Origin of the sequence: Candidatus Phyllobacterium onerii (assembly GCF_028331445.1) — a bacterium.
Lineage (GTDB): Bacteria > Pseudomonadota > Alphaproteobacteria > Rhizobiales > Rhizobiaceae > Phyllobacterium > Phyllobacterium onerii.
In genome coordinates, this window is sequence record NZ_JAQMHX010000011.1 from 84,534 (window position 1) to 100,915 (window position 16,382).

13 protein-coding genes are annotated in these 16,382 nt (G+C 54.7%); 4 read left to right on the forward strand and 9 right to left on the reverse strand.

Annotation, left to right across the window (positions count from 1 at the left end):
- Positions 1-7: 7 nt before the first annotated feature.
- The 3 genes from PHA01_RS22155 to PHA01_RS22165 all read right to left on the reverse strand — a co-directional run bounded on the left by PHA01_RS22155 (position 8) and on the right by PHA01_RS22165 (position 3,808).
- A complete protein-coding gene (locus PHA01_RS22155) occupies positions 8-1,069 on the reverse strand; it encodes an ABC transporter ATP-binding protein (RefSeq protein ID WP_271898512.1) in 1,062 nt (353 codons plus the stop codon).
- Entirely contained in the window at positions 1,066-2,580 is a 1,515-nt protein-coding gene (locus tag PHA01_RS22160; RefSeq protein WP_271898514.1) for an ABC transporter permease, read from the reverse strand. Before PHA01_RS22160 ends, PHA01_RS22155 begins: the two co-directional genes overlap by 4 nt.
- Before the next feature lie 208 nt (positions 2,581-2,788).
- On the reverse strand, positions 2,789-3,808 hold the full coding sequence (locus PHA01_RS22165; RefSeq protein ID WP_271898515.1) for an iron ABC transporter substrate-binding protein: 1,020 nt from the start codon (positions 3,806-3,808) through the stop codon (positions 2,789-2,791).
- Between the two features lie 259 nt (positions 3,809-4,067).
- Here PHA01_RS22165 and PHA01_RS22170 point away from each other — a divergent pair, with 259 nt between their 5' ends.
- Together PHA01_RS22170 and PHA01_RS22175 are read left to right on the forward strand one after the other, a co-directional pair.
- Positions 4,068-4,817 (forward strand): DUF1868 domain-containing protein, encoded by a 750-nt coding sequence (locus PHA01_RS22170; RefSeq protein WP_271898516.1) that lies wholly within the window; start codon positions 4,068-4,070, stop codon positions 4,815-4,817.
- 143 nt (positions 4,818-4,960) lie between these two features.
- Positions 4,961-6,760, forward strand: coding sequence for a GGDEF domain-containing protein (locus tag PHA01_RS22175; protein ID WP_271898517.1), 1,800 nt, complete (start codon positions 4,961-4,963; stop codon positions 6,758-6,760).
- A 42-nt stretch (positions 6,761-6,802) separates the two neighbouring features.
- Here PHA01_RS22175 and PHA01_RS22180 read toward each other — a convergent pair whose 3' ends face one another.
- From PHA01_RS22180 to PHA01_RS22195, 4 genes are all read right to left on the reverse strand, one after another.
- Positions 6,803-8,185 carry a virulence factor family protein gene (locus PHA01_RS22180; RefSeq protein ID WP_271898518.1) on the reverse strand — a complete coding sequence of 461 codons (1,383 nt, stop codon included), beginning with the start codon at positions 8,183-8,185 and terminating at the stop codon, positions 6,803-6,805.
- Complete coding sequence (gene mprF / locus PHA01_RS22185; protein ID WP_271898519.1) at positions 8,182-10,803, reverse strand: bifunctional lysylphosphatidylglycerol flippase/synthetase MprF; 2,622 nt, start codon at positions 10,801-10,803, stop codon at positions 8,182-8,184. The genes PHA01_RS22180 and mprF overlap by 4 nt, the downstream gene beginning before the upstream one ends.
- A 189-nt stretch (positions 10,804-10,992) precedes the next feature.
- Positions 10,993-11,472, reverse strand: a complete 480-nt coding sequence (locus PHA01_RS22190; RefSeq protein ID WP_271898520.1) for a hypothetical protein — start codon at positions 11,470-11,472, stop codon at positions 10,993-10,995.
- A gap of 301 nt (positions 11,473-11,773) precedes the next feature.
- On the reverse strand, positions 11,774-12,469 hold the full coding sequence (locus tag PHA01_RS22195; protein WP_271898521.1) for a fumarylacetoacetate hydrolase family protein: 696 nt from the start codon (positions 12,467-12,469) through the stop codon (positions 11,774-11,776).
- 155 nt (positions 12,470-12,624) lie between these two features.
- Between PHA01_RS22195 and PHA01_RS22200 the strand changes: the two genes are divergently transcribed.
- Complete coding sequence (locus PHA01_RS22200) at positions 12,625-13,923, forward strand: glucoamylase family protein (protein ID WP_271898522.1); 1,299 nt, start codon at positions 12,625-12,627, stop codon at positions 13,921-13,923.
- Between the two features lie 71 nt (positions 13,924-13,994).
- The gene (locus PHA01_RS22205; RefSeq protein WP_271898523.1) at positions 13,995-14,906 is read left to right on the forward strand and encodes a diacylglycerol/lipid kinase family protein; all 912 of its coding nucleotides are present in this window, start codon (positions 13,995-13,997) and stop codon (positions 14,904-14,906) included.
- Between the two features lie 48 nt (positions 14,907-14,954).
- Here PHA01_RS22205 and PHA01_RS22210 read toward each other — a convergent pair whose 3' ends face one another.
- Both PHA01_RS22210 and PHA01_RS22215 read right to left on the reverse strand, forming a co-directional pair.
- The gene (locus tag PHA01_RS22210) at positions 14,955-15,377 is read right to left on the reverse strand and encodes a hypothetical protein (protein WP_271898524.1); all 423 of its coding nucleotides are present in this window, start codon (positions 15,375-15,377) and stop codon (positions 14,955-14,957) included.
- A gap of 124 nt (positions 15,378-15,501) precedes the next feature.
- Positions 15,502-16,377, reverse strand: coding sequence for an alpha/beta hydrolase (locus PHA01_RS22215; RefSeq protein WP_417021011.1), 876 nt, complete (start codon positions 16,375-16,377; stop codon positions 15,502-15,504).
- Positions 16,378-16,382 lie beyond the last annotated feature (5 nt).

A 16,382-nucleotide genomic window follows, 5' to 3' on the forward strand; every position in this document is an offset into this window, starting at 1 on the left:
CTTGTGTTTATTCGAAGACATGTGCCTTACCAAGCACGACTATCTGAACACGACTCCCAACCGCGGGCAAATTGATACTTGTCGTCTTGATCACCAGCGAAGGCTTATCCGGCTTGCCATGACTAGGATCAGTCAGTGAAATGGCGATAGAACAAGAAGCACCGCCGAATTCAGTCCGGGTGATATTCCCGTAAAAACCCGTATCATCGTTGGTGTCAGCAGAGACCGGAGAAAGAACCACCTGCTCCGGCCGGAGCATGATCTTCGCAGGACCTGAGTGAAGTGAACTGGTTTCTATACGGCCGAGTCGGCAAACGGCCCAGCCATCGTTGAGCTGGGCATCCAGGATGATGACGTCACCCAGAAAGGCGGCAGTGTATGGATCGCGGGGATTCATATAGAGATCTTCGGGTGAACCTACTTGCAGAAGCTTGCCCTCCCGCAAAATGGCAACCTGATCAGCAAACGAGAGAGCTTCGGCCTGATCGTGGGTAACCAATATGGCGGTGATCTTCTGAGTACGCAGCACCTCGGCCACCGATGTCCTGATACCTTCGCGGAGACCCGCATCCAGAGCGGAAAACGGCTCATCGAAAAGCATTAGTTTCGGCTGTCTGGCCAGTGCGCGAGCGAGTGCAACACGCTGCTGCTGACCTCCCGACAATTGATGCGGACGTCTATCCCGCATCGCCGGTGTGAGTTCAACCAGATCCATCAGGGCCAGAATGCGTTTGTCGCGTTGCGGAGTATTTCGTTCGAGCCCAAACCCGATGTTGTCGCTGACAGTCAAATGCGGAAATAAGGCACCATGTTGTGCGACGATGCCTATACTGCGACGATGTGCAGGCACCACGGCCGGTCCGTTCGCCAGAACACTTCCGTCCAACACGACCCGACCGGTATCAGGTACTTCGAACCCAGCGATCAAACGTAGCAGCGTAGTTTTTCCAGACCCGGAGGAGCCCACGACAGCAGTGCGACTGCCCGCCGGCACATCGATGGTGACATCGTCGAGAGCGGCAACTTTGCCGTAGCGCTTGCTAATGCCGGTGACCGTTAAAAATGTCATCGTCCGCCCATTCTCTTCGATTGTGCATAAAGCAGAAGCGTCATGGGCAGGGACAAGAGCACCATCATAAGCGCGTAGGGTGCCGCACCCACATAGTCAATCTCGCTGGTGAGCGACCAGAACTGCATCGCAAGCGTCCGGGTGCCGTTTGGTGCCAGCATCAGCGTCGCCGTCAATTCGTTGGTTATTCCCAGGCCGACCAGCGCCATGCTGACCGCAACGCCGGGAGCAGCAAGGCGCATGGTAATCTGCCTGACTGCCTGCGCGGGTGACCGTCCAAGCGCCATGGCTGCCTGCTCAAGCTCGACCGGCACCTGCGCAATATTGGTGCGCAAGCCAACGAGCGACCTGGGAAGAAACAGCAAGGCGTAGGCGAGCAGCAGCGTGAACACTGTCTGATACAGAGGAAGCGCGACGCGTACGGTTACGGTCACCAGTGCCAATGCCACCACCACTCCCGGCAGAGATCCGACATAGTAGTGGCACGCCTCCATAATCCGTTGAAAACGGCCCGGCGCGCGAACTGAAAGCCAAGCCATTGGCACGGTGATGGTCGTGGTCAGGAGAGCACCTGCAACCGCAAATATAATAGTTTGGCCAAGAGCCGTGCCAATCAGGTCCAAGCGCCAGCTGCCTATGCCGCCGAGAGACAGCCAACGGGTGAGAGTAACGAATGGAACGCCGAGAGACAGCCCGGCTGTGATCAGGCAAATCAGAAAGGCGGGTATCGCTAGCAAGCCCAATCTTTGTTTAATCGGATCGCGTGCAGCGCCCGAGCCGACCCGGGCATAGCGTTCATTGCCTCGCAAAAGTGCTTCAAGGCCCAAAAGGCCGAAGCAGCAAACGACCAACACGCCACCGAGCATATTGGCTGCGGGACCATTAAAGGCCGACTGAAACTGATCGACAATGGCCGTCGTGAACGTATCGAAACGTATCATGACGTAGAGACCATATTCGGCAAGGAGATGAAGCCCGATGAGCAACGAGCCCCCGCAAATAGCGAGACGCAATTGGGGTAATACTGCGAAAAAGAAGACACGCCATGGATCGTTGCCCAGCGAAGCGGCGGCGTCTTCGATTGCCGGATCCAGCCGGCGGAGCTGGGCGGAAACCGGTAGATACAAGAATGGAAAGTATGCCAAAACCGACACCAGAACACCGCCGAAAAGCCCGTGCAGGCCGGGTATCAGGCTAACCCAAGCATAGCTTTGCACAAAAGCTGGGACCGCAAGTGGTGCTACTGCGAACCAGGACCAGATGCGCGCTCCGCGCAAGTCGGTGCGCTCCGTGAGCCATGCAAGCGTAACTGCAAGGATGATGGATATCGGTATCGTGACCGCCACCAGCATTGCGGTATTGATCAGAAGCTCACCCACCCGTGGGCGGAAAATCAGGGCCGAGGCGGTTTCCCAGCCAGTCTGTATGCCGATCCAGATGACAAACCCGACGGGCAGCAGTGAGACAAGCGAAACGATCGCTGCTGCCAGAACCACAGGCGCATTCGACATCCAACGGCGCCGGTTGAGCGGGTGGGAAGCTTGGAGAAGGTCGCCTGGCTGGTAAAGTGACTGGCTTGGCGGCAAAGTAAATTGCTTTCATTGTTGCAGCTATAGTTCAGTCAACAACTGACTGTAGCTGCTTGGAATTGAACGACATCCCCGAAAGAAGCGCCGGGGATGTCGCTGGCGAACTGTTAGCTCGACCAGTGTATTACGGCTAGAGCAAACCAGCAGCGGTCATCAGATCGGTGACCTTTTTGCTATCGAGCTTCGACGGCTCGACTTTAGGGGCTTGCAGGTCAGCAAGCGGAACCAGTTTGGGGTTGGATGTGGCTCCCTCACCTACGGCATATTCGAAGGATGTGCCGTCTCGCAGGATCTCCTGGCCGCCTTTGCCGGTAACCCACTTTACGAATGCCTGTGCCTGCTCCTTCTGCTTGCTGGAGGCCAAAACGCCGCCACCCGAGACGCTTACGAATGCGCCCGGATCTTCATTCTTGAAGTAGTGTGAGGCGATGTTTTTGCTGTTCTCTCCGGTCTTGGCCTGATCCCCGAAGTAATAATAGTGGTAGATAACTGCACCCTCGACTTCGCCGGCATTGACGGCCTTCATGGCCGTGCTGTTGCCCTTGTAGGGCGTGAAATTTTCCTTCATCGCCTTCAGCCATGCAGCAGTCGCTTCTTCGCCCTTGAGCTGGAGAAGTGCACCAACAATTGCCTGGAAGTCAGCGCCGGATGGTGATGCAGCCCAACGGCCTTTCCAGCTGGACTCTGCGAGATCCAGTAACGATTTCGGCAGCTTGTCCTCGGTCAGCTTGTTCTTGTCATAGACGAAAACGGTGGAGCGGGCTGCAACACCGACCCAATGACCATTGGTCGGGCGATAATTTTCGGGCACCTGTGCGAGAATATCCGCATTTAGAGGCTCGAAGAGGTTAGCGCTGTCGACGAGCGCCATACCTGGTGAATTTTCCGTCAGATATACGTCCGCAGGTGAAGCTGCTCCTTCCTGGACAAGCTGGTTGGCGAATTCCATATCGCTACCGTTGCGCAAAGTTACCTTGATTCCCGTTTCCTTGGTGAAGCCAGCCGCCCAGGCTTCGGTCAGGCTTTCGTGTTGTGCGTTGTAGACAACAATGCCTTCCGACTCACTCTGTGCCGTTGCCAGCATTGTTGAGCCGGCAAGACCTGCGGCAAATGCCACAACTCCGGCCAAGGATGATAAAGAGAATTTCATGGCGACCTCCGTTTTATGAGCATGCGGCTTGGACAGCTACACCTTGCTTTCCGATAATCATTTATGATGAAAATTGTCAACTTATATCGCATCCGGAAGGCTTGCCGAGTGGCATGCACCAGCGATTTTTGCTGCACCCGATTGCGTTCATCTCGCTGACAAATACACCGGGCAAATTGGGGTTCACTGTGCGATTCGCACGGGCTGCTAATTACCGAACCGCAGGCGCTCAATGCGAACTGCATGCTATGGAATTTGTATGTCTCAATCCATCAAACCGTCCCTCGCCCGATACGCCGCAAGCACCAATTTCGACATTCCTCGACATTTGGGAACACGCTATGATGTGATTGGAACCTTCCTGCCGGAACCGGGTAATACCGTTGTCTGTCATCTGGTGGACGGCTCAGCCTCAGAGCGCGCTGTGATTGAGGTGCGAGACCGAATGCTATCGATGCCCGATTCTGGCAAACTGACATTCACGCCTGTGTCCAGCCTGCACATGACGTTGTTTCAGGGGATCATCGAATATCGTCGCGCGCTGCCATATTGGCCGCTGGATATTCCTCTCAATACCGGCATTCACGAGATGACACGGCTGTACCTGGATCGGCTCAGACAATTCGAAAGCCTCGGGTCGTTCCGAATCAAGGTGATCGACGTTACTCCTGTGGGTCTGACCGTCAGCGGGGCTACTTCGGAAGACGAAGCTGTCATAAAGAAATGGCGCGACGCACTCGCCGTTCCGTTCGGCTACCGCCATCCGGATCACGATGCCTATGTCTTTCATATCACCTTCGCTTATCCCGTTGAATGGCTGACTGATGACCGCCTTCCCGCCTGGCAAAAGCTACTGGACGAGTGCCTCCTCTATCTTGTGAGGACAACGCCCATTATCGAAATTCACCCACCCGCCTTTTGCAGCTTCACGGACATGAATCATTTTGAAGAGTTGCTGGTTCTGGGCAACAAGCATCATCTAGCATCTGCGTCGAGCATGGCGAAATAGGCCTGCATCGCCGTTCCGGTTGCGTCGACTGCCGGGCGCCGCAGCCCATAACTTCATAAAACTGTCATACTTGGGAAACGAAAAATTGAAGGGTCAGGGAAAAATATACATCTAAATGATTATCCCCTCCCCGGAGTTTTCCCATGAGTTTTCGTCCAGCGGAAATGTTGGTTTTGCGTCGTTTTGGCGATGATCAGCTCGTTACACTCGCAAAACTAGCTATTGAAACCGCCTTTCAGCCCGTCGTTGAAGCTGCAAGCGGCGCGACATTTGGCTATGAATCGTTGATGCGTGGCTATGACCGACTGGGCTTCCAATCACCCTTGGAGCTCCTGGACAAAGCTCACGACGTCGATCAATTGCTGGAGCTTGAGCAAATGGTCAACAGTCGCGCCTTTGCCGAGTTCGGCGGACTGCCCGGCTATAACCAGCGAATGCTCTTTATCAACATGGATGCAAGGCTCATTGGCCTCGGTACCGGTATCGTGGAACGACTCACCAATCATTTAACCAAAGCGGGTATACGCCCCTCCTCAATCTGCTTCGAACTGTCCGAACGCTTCGACAACGCGCAGGATCCGGCATTTTCTGAACTCATCAAAAAGCTGCGTCATTCCGGCTTCAAGCTGGCCATCGATGATTTTGGTGTCGGCTTCAATGGCCTTAAGCTGCTCTGCGACTACGCAACGGACTATGTCAAAATCGATCGCCATTTCGTGTCAAAGCTGGATTCTACACCGCGCAAACGGCACATCGTCAAACAGATCGTTCAGACCGCGCATATGCTTGGCGCCAGGATCATCGCTGAAGGGGTTGAAACCGAAGCAGAATTCGTAATCTGCCGGGAACTTGGCTGTGATCTGGTGCAAGGATATTTCATCGCACGCCCTACCACGCATTTTGGCGAACTGCAGGATTCGTATCCTCATCTCGAACAGGCGGGATCCTTGCGCAGGCAGACGACAACGCTGGACAGCATCCTGATCAGAGCGCAGGTACAGCGCCTGCCGGCCGTGCGAGAAAATGATGATCTCGACAAGGTTTTCGAGCTTTTCCGCAATAACCCGCAACAAAGCTTCTTTCCCATCCTCGGTGCTAATGACGAGCCACGCGGCGTATTGCATGAGCATCATGTCAAGGGCAAAATCTATCACCCATTCGGTCGTGACCTATTGAAGAACCGCATTTATCAGCGCGGGATAGCGCACTTCGTCACCGGGGCACCCATCGCGGATATCAATACGCCTGCGGAGCAAATGCTTAAAATCTTCGCTGGCATGAATGGCAGCGATTGCGTGATCCTGACAGAAAATCTGCGTTATGCGGGCGTGCTCTCAGCTTCGTCGCTTTTGAAAATCATCAATGAAAAGCTACTCAAGACGGCCCAGGACCAGAATCCGCTAACCAGCCTTCCGGGTAACAGATCCATTCGCGACTATGTCCAGGATGTCATGCGCGACGGCTCCGACGCGCGCTATTTCTGCTATTTCGACTTCGACAATTTCAAGCCCTTCAATGATCACTATGGCTTTCAGAAGGGCGATCTCGCCATTGCTCTTTTCGCCTCTTTGCTCAGACACCATTTCGTCGGAGAAGATAAATTCCTGGGCCATGTCGGTGGCGATGACTTTTTCGTCGGCATTACAGGGGGAACACGCGGCGAGCTGGAACCAGTATTGACACAACTGTTGCTGGATTTCAGCGTCAAAGTCCGCGAACTTTACAGCCCGGAAGACCGCGCAGCTGGTGTTATCCTCGCCCATGACAGGACGGGCGGCGAACGTCTATTCCCACTGATGCGGTGCAGCGTCGCCGTACTGGAAATCGCGCAAGGCCATATGCAGGTCGACGTAAATCGCGTTAGCGCATCAATCGCCACCATCAAGGCTTCGGCAAAGGAAAGCGTGACAGGCCTGGTTTTTAGCGGATTGAGCGAAATGTAGCGTCGCGGCCCACGGACAGAAGCCGAGGCCACGACATGGTCGTTACTTTGGCTGCCGCGATGCAACAGCCTCCATCAGCTTGCCAGCAAGCATCTCATATTTCTCATCATAGTGATGGTCGCCGGCAAGCTCGATCTTCTGAACTGCAGAAAGCGATGGAGCCGTGCACGCCGTGTCATCCTCTTCCGAACCATAAACGCATAGGACCTTGTCCAACGGCAGCTTCGCAACCGCCGGCGCTACCTCATTATCGCCGCCCAAGCCAAGCCACGCACCAACAGAAACCTGGAACGGCGTGGTCTCTTCCGTGCCGATCAAGCCGACAAGACTGATGCGATCTTGCAACTGTTTCGGTAGAAAGGGCCAAGAAAACGGGATCGTATTGGCGCCGAAGGAATAGCCGAGCAAAACCACGGGCAATTTGCCGGAGGGGTCAGCCTTGGCGACAATCCTCGTAATGTCCTTGGCAATGTCTTCCGGTTTGCGCAGCGACCAGAAATAGCGGAGCGAATCTACGCCGACGACGTGCACACTCCTTTTCGCAATAATATCGCCAACGGACTTGTCGATATCACGCCAGCCGCCATCGCCCGAGAAGAATACCGCGAGGTACTTAGCCTGGCCATCAGCGGCAGGAACGTCGATGGTGGGTAAGGCCTCCGCTGAAGCATCTTCCTTGGCAATATCGACTGCTGCATCAGCCGCTATTACAAACCGCTCAGCTTTGGTGGCACCAATTTTTTCCTGCGCTAGAAAAAATCCGGCACTCGGAGGACCCTTGGGATCAGTGTCAGGCTTCTCCCGCACAATCGTCGCCGGATTGGGTAGATCGGCGTCATAGGAGTAGCTGAACCCCTCGCCCGGAACGGCTTCGTAGTCCGCACCTTCGCACGAGGGGAGCTTCGTTTTGAGCGCTACTGATGGATCGATTGAAACCGCACCGGCAAGCGTTGCGGCCGGTGCATCGGACATCGACGCGTAAGCCATGACACCACCCTCGCCGATACCGATAACCACCGGATGCATATAGGTATCGATGGCAATCTGGCGCTGAGCTTCCTTTGCTATGCCTTCAAGATCGGAAACAAAATAGGTGCAATCACCCGTGTCCTGATCGAGTTCCTTGCGCCATTTCTCCAGATCAACCGTCAGTACGAGAAAATCGCGATCCAGCAGCAGGTTCGTCAAGGTTTCGTCATCAGTGCCAAGTCCACCTTTCTGCGACACCAAGATGGCAATACCCGTCGGCTTGCCAGACGGTTTCAACAGCGGGACGTCGTTAAGGCGCTCGGACGAAATGAGGATTCGGCCGCCCGAAGACCCGAAACCAAGTCGAGGGAAAAAATGGAGCGTTGCGGAGAGACCCACGCTAACGAGAACAAGTGCAAGTATGGCGAAGAGGTAGGGCCTGCGAATGAATTTCATCGTTTAAAGACCTCGAAGGGGCTGCCGCTCACCAGATTTGTCGCATCGATCAGCGAACGAGGTGTCGCGAGGCCCGGGGGGCAAATCAGATAATAGGGAGTCCATTTCGGGCCGAACTTATCCTTGAAAGCGCGCAGTCCGTCAAACCGGTAAAATTCAGCGCCGCGGCGGTAGATAAATGAACCGATACGGTTCCACCGGGAGGCCAGATGGCTATCGGAAAGGCCTGACAGGGGCGCAGCGCCAAGATTGAACCAGCGGTAGCCTTCGTCCTTCGCAGCCATCAGGAGATTGGCGAACAACCCATCCATGATGACGCTGGATGCATCAGGCACATGCCGCATCAGATCGACGGCAATTTCTTGATTACCTGCACCGCGCCACACATTGGCAAAGGCCACGATCGCGCCTTCTTTGCGCAGGACTGCAATGTCAAAGTGTGAAAGGTAGGCATTTTCGAACGAACCAAGCGAGAAACGCTTCTCGGAACCAGATTTCATTTCGAGCCAGGCATCGGACACGGCGCGAAGCTCATCCATGATATCCGCGGTTTGGCCCTTTGGAAGGATTTCGAAGCTGATCCCCTCCTTTTCCAGGCGCCGGGCGGCATACCGCAAGGGCTGGCGCTTGGAGCCCTCAAGCGAGAAATCGCTGAGATCAACGCGTGCGACTTCGCCAAGCTTCAGGGCGGTCAAGCCCATGTCCAGGAACAGAGGCAGTCTTTCCGGACCCACGCCATAGAATACCGTTCTAGTGCCGGTGCGATCTGCCAGTCCTCGAAAAGCCCAGGCCAGATCGGCGATCACATCATCGCTGCCCACTGGCTCACCCATTGAAACCAGGCTCCCGCCCGAACGGGCATACATGACAAAGCCTTTGCCTTGGGGATCCATCAGGAAGCGCTTATCACCAAGCAAGGCAAGCGCATCTGAAGCGCTCGGGGACATAGCAACGAGATCGGGCACTTGTTCGGGAATGGGCTGAGCGCGCAGTTTGCTCCGGCCGACGCCATTGATGATCGTATTGATCGTTATCGCCGCGAGAACGGTCAGGATGAGTACGGAGACGCGCAGGAAACGCGATGCCTGCGCATCCCATGCAAACTCCCACCACAGTTCATTCGCATATTCGACATGCCGATAGGCGAAAAGACCGAGCCAGAGAATGGCAAACGCCGTTGTGCCGACGCTGGCCAGCCAGCCCCAGGACAAGCTGAAATGTTCCCCCAGCGGTTTGCGATAGAATGAATCGCGAAACAGAAGAAGCGTGCCTGCCATCAAGGCAAGCATGAGCGCTTCTTCCCAGGCAAGGGCCTTGGTCAGTGCGAAGATCGCCCCAAAGCTGAAGAGGATCAGCGCAAGGAACCAGGCGCGCCAGAGACGGCGTGCGAGGCCCCGCGCGACGATCAACAAGGCCAACCCGACGAAACTCGCGCCAAGATGAGACATTTCCAGAAACGGCATCGGCAATATGTCAGCAAGCATTTCTAGCCGGTGGTGAAGATCGGGAATGACTGCGGAAATCAGCAGAACGATACCGCCAAGAAAGGCGATACCAGCCGAGAGTGGCGGGATCAGCGGCTCAAACATTCGCACAGCGGAAATGGTTGGACCGGCGATGAGATGGCGGCGGCGCAAGACTTCAGAAACGACGAAACCCGCTATCGCTACCAGAAACGGAATGAGGGTATAGATGACGCGGTATGCGACAAGCGCCGCTATGGCGTCGGGGTTTTGCCCCAGCCCAAGGCCCGCAACAATAGTTGCTTCAAATGCACCGATGCCACCGGGTGCATGGCTGATGATACCAAGAGCAACAGCGACCACATAGACAAGAGCAAACGCAGGAACACTGTTCACAGAGCCTGCCGGAAGCAGGACATAGAGCGTCGCAGCCGCCGCAGCCACATCGACCAGACCGGCCAAGATCTGCAGCAGGGCGCCCTGCGACGAGGGCAAGCGAACAGATAGCCGGCCGATGTTAAGCGTGCGCTCGCGGCGAGAAAGCCAGTACAACAGGACCGCCACAGCAAGGAGAACCAATATACCGATCAGTTGATCGAGAACCGGTCCGAACGATAATATCCAGGGTATCCGTGAGGGATCAATGACGAGGGCGACAGCAATCAGGATGGTGAAAGCAAACCAGATCGCCATCCAGGAGGTACCGATAATCCGGCCAATATCCGCAATATCGATGCCTTCTGCAGCATAGACCCGATAGCGAAGTGCACCGCCGGTAAGCAGGGAAAACCCGAGAGCGTTCGAGATTGCATATCCCGCACCACCTGCCATGGCTGATATGTGATAAGGCACCCGCCCCGGTGCGATCGTTTCGACAGCAACCACATCATAGAGCGCAACGGCTGCGAAACTCACAAATGTAAAGAATAGCGCAGTCAACAGGACACTGCCTGGTATGGCATGGAGCGACTGCTTGACATCGCGGATCGAAATGCCGCTGGAAAGATGATCCAGAACCAGCAAACCGATCACGGCAACGGCAATTCCGAAAAACGCGAACAACGCGGATTTTGTCTTCTTGCCCCACGGCAGTCTTGACTGCGCGCGGGCTTCAATCCTGCGTGTTTGCTTTTCGTTGTCAGGAATGGACGTCATAAGGGGTTCCGAAGCTATAAACGGATTAAAGTAATTTCGATTTCACCATGAAATTGGGACGGCGTCATTAGCCCTGCAATAATGGCGGGATTGAGCCGAGAACAAAGGCAAATTAAACAACGCCTGCATCAACGTCGATTAAGCACGTTGGACCTGTTATTTGAATACTGGTTCTATGGTCAATTCGACTTAAGTCGCATCCAGTACCAGGTGGCGATGGCTTCCCGGTGCTTTGACACGACCGACGGCGGCCGATGGCGGTTTTAGTCCCATGCCTTCAGTAATGGCTGTCGCAACAGAATTGCTGTTTTGAACGAGAAAAGAATAACGCAGCTTGGACAGCCGAATCCGCTCGGCAACATCCACCGCTGTACGCCAACGCGCCGCAATGGACGAAACACTACCTTCCAGAAGCAGCGTCGTGCGCGACGTAGGCCGCACATAGAATTCAGGACAATATACAAGGTCGCGTTTAGTATAATCAGTGACAACGGCAGTCAGGGGCCCGCGAATCGCGCAATAGTTGAAACTGCCATCCGCATGGGCGGCACCACCATTGATTTCGTAGAGTGGCCTGCCGGTGTCATCGGTCCAGACAACAAAATTATGGCTGACAATCCCCGCGAAACGCGGGATTGGATAGGAGCCAAAAAGAATGCGGTGGTTCATGTAGCGTGACTTTAAGTGACAGAATTATGACTAAGGGAGTTCCTCAATAGAGCATTTTTCAGCAAAGACAATACTCAGGTCTTTCACGGAATTTTGAGCTTTTTTAACTTAGCCGACACACTACCAGTGCAGTTAAAATCAACAACGGGGAATCCCCGCGGAAACATCCATTTCTGAGCCAAAACCGAATTATTCGTCGGAATATTTGCGGCCTTTTCGAAAACAATGCGATGAAATTTATTTTGCGCTTTTTGCAGATTGGCAGAGGCAACTGTTTCATTTCGTTGACAAAACATCGGCGTCAGACAACACGCACGCGTATTTCACCAATTCCGTCCACACCTCCGATCATCTCGTCGCCAGGTAAGATAGCGCCCACACCAGCTGGAGTGCCCGTATAGATGAGATCACCAGCTTGCAGCGTGAACAGTGTCGAGAGGTAACCGATCGTCTCCGGCACTTTCCAAATCATTTGGTCCAGGTCGCCGCGCTGTCGTTCAGCTCCGTTGACTTTCAACCAGACTGCCCCCTTGGCCGGATGACCGATGTGTGTGGCAGGCACGACAGCCGAACAGGGCGCAGAAGCTTCGAATGCCTTTCCAACTTCCCAAGGACGGCCAAGCTTCTTGGCTTCCCCTTGCAGATCGCGGCGGGTCATATCGAGACCAACCGCATAGCCAAATACATGATCGAGCGCATTTTCAGTGGCAATGTCGGAGCCACCCTTTCCAAGAGCAACAACCATTTCCATTTCGAAATGGACATCTTTCGTCGCAGACGGATAGGGGAAATCGCGGCCATCGGTAAGCAGGCAATCCGGATTTTTTTGGAAGAAGAACGGCGGCTCGCGGTCAGGGTCATGTCCCATCTCGATGGCGTGATCAGCATAATTCCGCCCGACACAATAAATCCGATGAACCGGAAACAGCTTGTCAGAGCCGATCACCCGCAAAGTCGGTTGCGGAAGCGGCTCGAAAACAAATTCATTCTGATGCATTCTTACGCCTCACCTCAAATTAATTGGCTGACCTCGATCTCAGTCTTCTCAGACAGCATGACACATACTAGGTGTTATAGAGATCAGACAAATCGCCAATGCAACCTGTCATATGCAGCGGCATAACGCCCTCAACAAGGATTTCGACCTTTCCCATGCATCAGAGACTTGATCTGCAAGATCCGTTGCATGCGGACGACAGCGACGATTTCCTGCTGGAACAAGTCCAGCGGGCGAGTTTCCGCTATTTCTGGGAAGGCGCTCATCCGCGGAGCGGTCTCGCGCGCGACCGCTCCGGCCGGACTTCTGATCCAAATAATGACCTCGTCGCTATTGGCGGATCGGGCTTCGGTTTCATGGCTATCCTCGTTGCCATTGAGCGCGGCTGGATTACACGCGATGAGGCACAGATCCGCATTGAAAAGATGTTGTCGGCGCTCGAACGCACGAAACGCTATCAAGGCGTCTTTCCGCACTTCATCAACGGAGTGGATGGCACGACCGTACCCTTCACCCGCCTAGATGATGGTAGTGACCTGGTTGAAACGTCGCTTCTCGTTCAAGGAATGATTTGTGTCCGGCAATATTTTGCCTCCAACGGCGCCAAAGACACCGCCATCCGTGACAGGATCAATCGGCTGTGGCGATCGGTCCAGTGGGATTCCCACATCAAACCGGGGGAAAAGGTTCTCTACTGGCACCACAGTCCAAAATTTGGCTGGGCGCGCAATGTGCCGATCCGGGGCTGGAACGAAGCGTTGATCACTTACGTCCTGGCTGCCGCCTCCCCTGACCATGGTATCGATCCAGAGATCTATCACGAAGGTTTTGCGTCAAATGGCGCCTTCATCAATGGGCGAGACTACTACGGCGTCAGGTTACCACTGGGCCCGGACTTTGGCGGCCCCATGTTCTTTGCGCACTATTCTTTCTGCGGTCTGGATCCGCGGGGCCTTATAGACCAATACGCCGACTACTGGTTGCAAAATTGCAGCCACGCGGAAATCAACTACCTGCACAGCGTTCACAATCCAAATGGTTATATCGGCTATGGTCAAGATTGCTGGGGCCTATCTTCCAGTCACGGTCCGAGAGGCTACCGGGTAAGTTCGCCCGGTTCAGATTTCGGTTTGATTGCGCCCACTGCGGCTCTCAGCAGCCTGCCCTACGTACCAGAATTCTCGATGCGCGCCTTGCGTCATTTCCTGACACTTCCCCTTGGCAAGGTGAATGGCAGGTTTGGTTTCGTCGATGCGTTTTCGCCTTCCAGAAAATGGTTCGCCAGAACCTACCTCGCCATAGATCAGGGCCCGACTATTGCCATGATCGAAAATCACAGAAGCGGCCTACTGTGGAAGCTCTTCATGAGCGCGCCGGAAATCCAGAATTCTCTCCAAAACCTTGGCTTTGCAAGCCCTCATCTGGTCGGACCACGGGAACCAAACAAGGGTTGAGGCATTGCTTCTGTCGGGGCAATTGATCATCTTCTGATCGAACTCCGCATCCTCCCAATCAAGGATCAAACATGAAAATCCATGCTGTTTTCAACCGCGATGGCGGTACGTTTCGCACCATGGATATCAAGTTGTTCACTGAAACAGCCAAGGAAATTTTTGAAAAGCATGGCCATACGTTCGAGAGCGAGATTGTAGCTGGCAAAAGCATTGTGAAGACATTGCAAAAAGTTGCTGCCGAGGCGGGCGAGCACGTTCTGATGGCAGGCGGCGGCGACGGCACGATTTCGGCCGCCGCTGATGTTGCCTGGAAGGCCAAGGTGCCGCTCGCGGTACTACCCGCCGGAACTATGAACCTCTTTGCGCGCGCCTTGAAAATTCCGCTGGACCTAAACGTAGCCTTGGAGAGCCTCGCCAGCGGCACCATTCAGGCGGTCGACATTTCCACCGCCAATGAGGAAAGCTTTGTTCATCAGTTTTCGATTGGTTTCCAGCCGCAGATGATCAAGCTTCGCAACACCTTGGAGTATCGCTCCCGCTGGGGTAAGCGTCTTGCAAGCATCCGCGCATTTGCAAAAGCCATGGGCAATCCGCCGCGCTTCGCCGTGCGCATGGTCATCGACGGCACCCCGACAGAGCGAACCGTTTCCGCTATCTCGATTTCGAATAATCCTTATGGTAGCGGCGTTTTGCCGGTACCTGACAAAGTCGACCACGGCGAATTGGGCGTTTACGTTGCCGGAGGCCTGACCCCTGGCACAATAATAAAGTTGGCGTTTAGCGTTCTGACCGGGTCATGGCGCCGCAACCCCGACGTCGACGAAACCCTTGCCAAGGAAGTTGAGTTGCACTTTCCGCACCTGCGGCGCAGCGCGAAAGCGACCATCGACGGAGAGTTGATCCCGCTCCCACGAGACGTCAAAATTGCCATTCATGCGGGAGAACTTAAGGTTCTTGTCCCTCAAGACACACTTTCCATATGAAAACGACGCGGTTTTGACCGCGCCGTTCAAGTCTAGCTGGATACGATGTCAGCTACTTTTCTTTGATTTCTTGACTGGCGCCGGCTCTCCGGCCGCCTTCCTTGCGGCGGCCTCTTCGGCAGCGAGCTGATCGGCGCTCTTCGGCATCGTGTCGACGACAGAGCGCACCTTACCCTTGTCGGTAACGGTGCACATTGCGTCGCGGATATCGACCTTCAAGCGCACCTGATTTAGGCCGCCACCCATTGGTTCGGCATCGACGGCCTTGATGTTGCTTTCGCCCATGAAATATTTGGAAGACGCTGCAGCAATGCACGGTTGAGCTAGAGCGGCGTTCACAGGCGGACGTACGGGCGCAAAAGTCGGCATGGTCGGCATCATGCTGGGTGCGCCGGTGGTAGAACATGCGGCCATTGGAATGAGGATTACCAAGGGGGCAATCCGGCTTAAAATATCGGTAGGCAGGCGCATGGTTCTCTCCGCAAAGTCTTATCGCAGGACTGGATATAGGCCGGAAACTATTCGGTTTTTATCATTTGTCTAGTGGCACAACTGCCACAATGGGACTTTATTGCCACAAGTCCATCCCAGTCCGTCAGCGGGAGGCCGACAGCATCCAGTTGAGTACCGCGCGCCAGTCTGTCATGCGAATTGGCGTACCGTGATTGCCGCTCTCAAATCGATGCAACCGCGCGGGATAGCCCGGTGCCGATGTCCGTATCTTCTGGTAGAACGCCTGCTGCTTTTCGACAGCAAAAACCGGATCACGACTGCCATGGGCGAAGAAGACCGGCACACGGCGTTTGAACGGAGCAGATCCAATGAAGTGCTCATCCCATAGCGATCCGAGAAGGATCAGGCCTGAGATGTTTTTGGATGTTTCGGCATCCTGCGCCAGCTTCCAGCACAATGAGCCCCCCATCGATCCACAGGCGACGAAGAGCTTTGCTTGTGGCGATTGCGCCTTGAAATAATCTATCACACCCGCAACTTCGCTTTCGCCCCTGTCGCCGAAGTCACTGAATTCTGGTGTGATATAGAGTCCTCCATTGCGATCCATCAGGTTCTTCAGACGATTGAAGTTACCACCGAACGTGAAGTCGTTCATGCCTTGCTGGCGATTGCCGCCCTGGCCGTGCAGATAAATGGTAATGATAGACGCGCCTGAAAGTTTCCCCACCGTCATGACCTTTAGCGGTCCCTTGTCTGTCGTAACGACAAGGTCCTTTTGCGAACGTTTCGGCTGAAGTGAGATGTAATTCTGTTTGACGCGTCGTTCCGGCACCTGATCGCGACCGTTGATATCCCGCATTTCGTTATAATCGACCACGACATAGTCACCACCGTCGCCGGTCTTCAAAATACCCGGATAGGCAAAGAGATCATCTTTGTAGGGTTCGAGCTGCAATGCCGCCGCGGGGCTCGAAAGGCAAACGAACGCCAATGCGCCGAGAATAAAGGACCTGATCAAGCGAA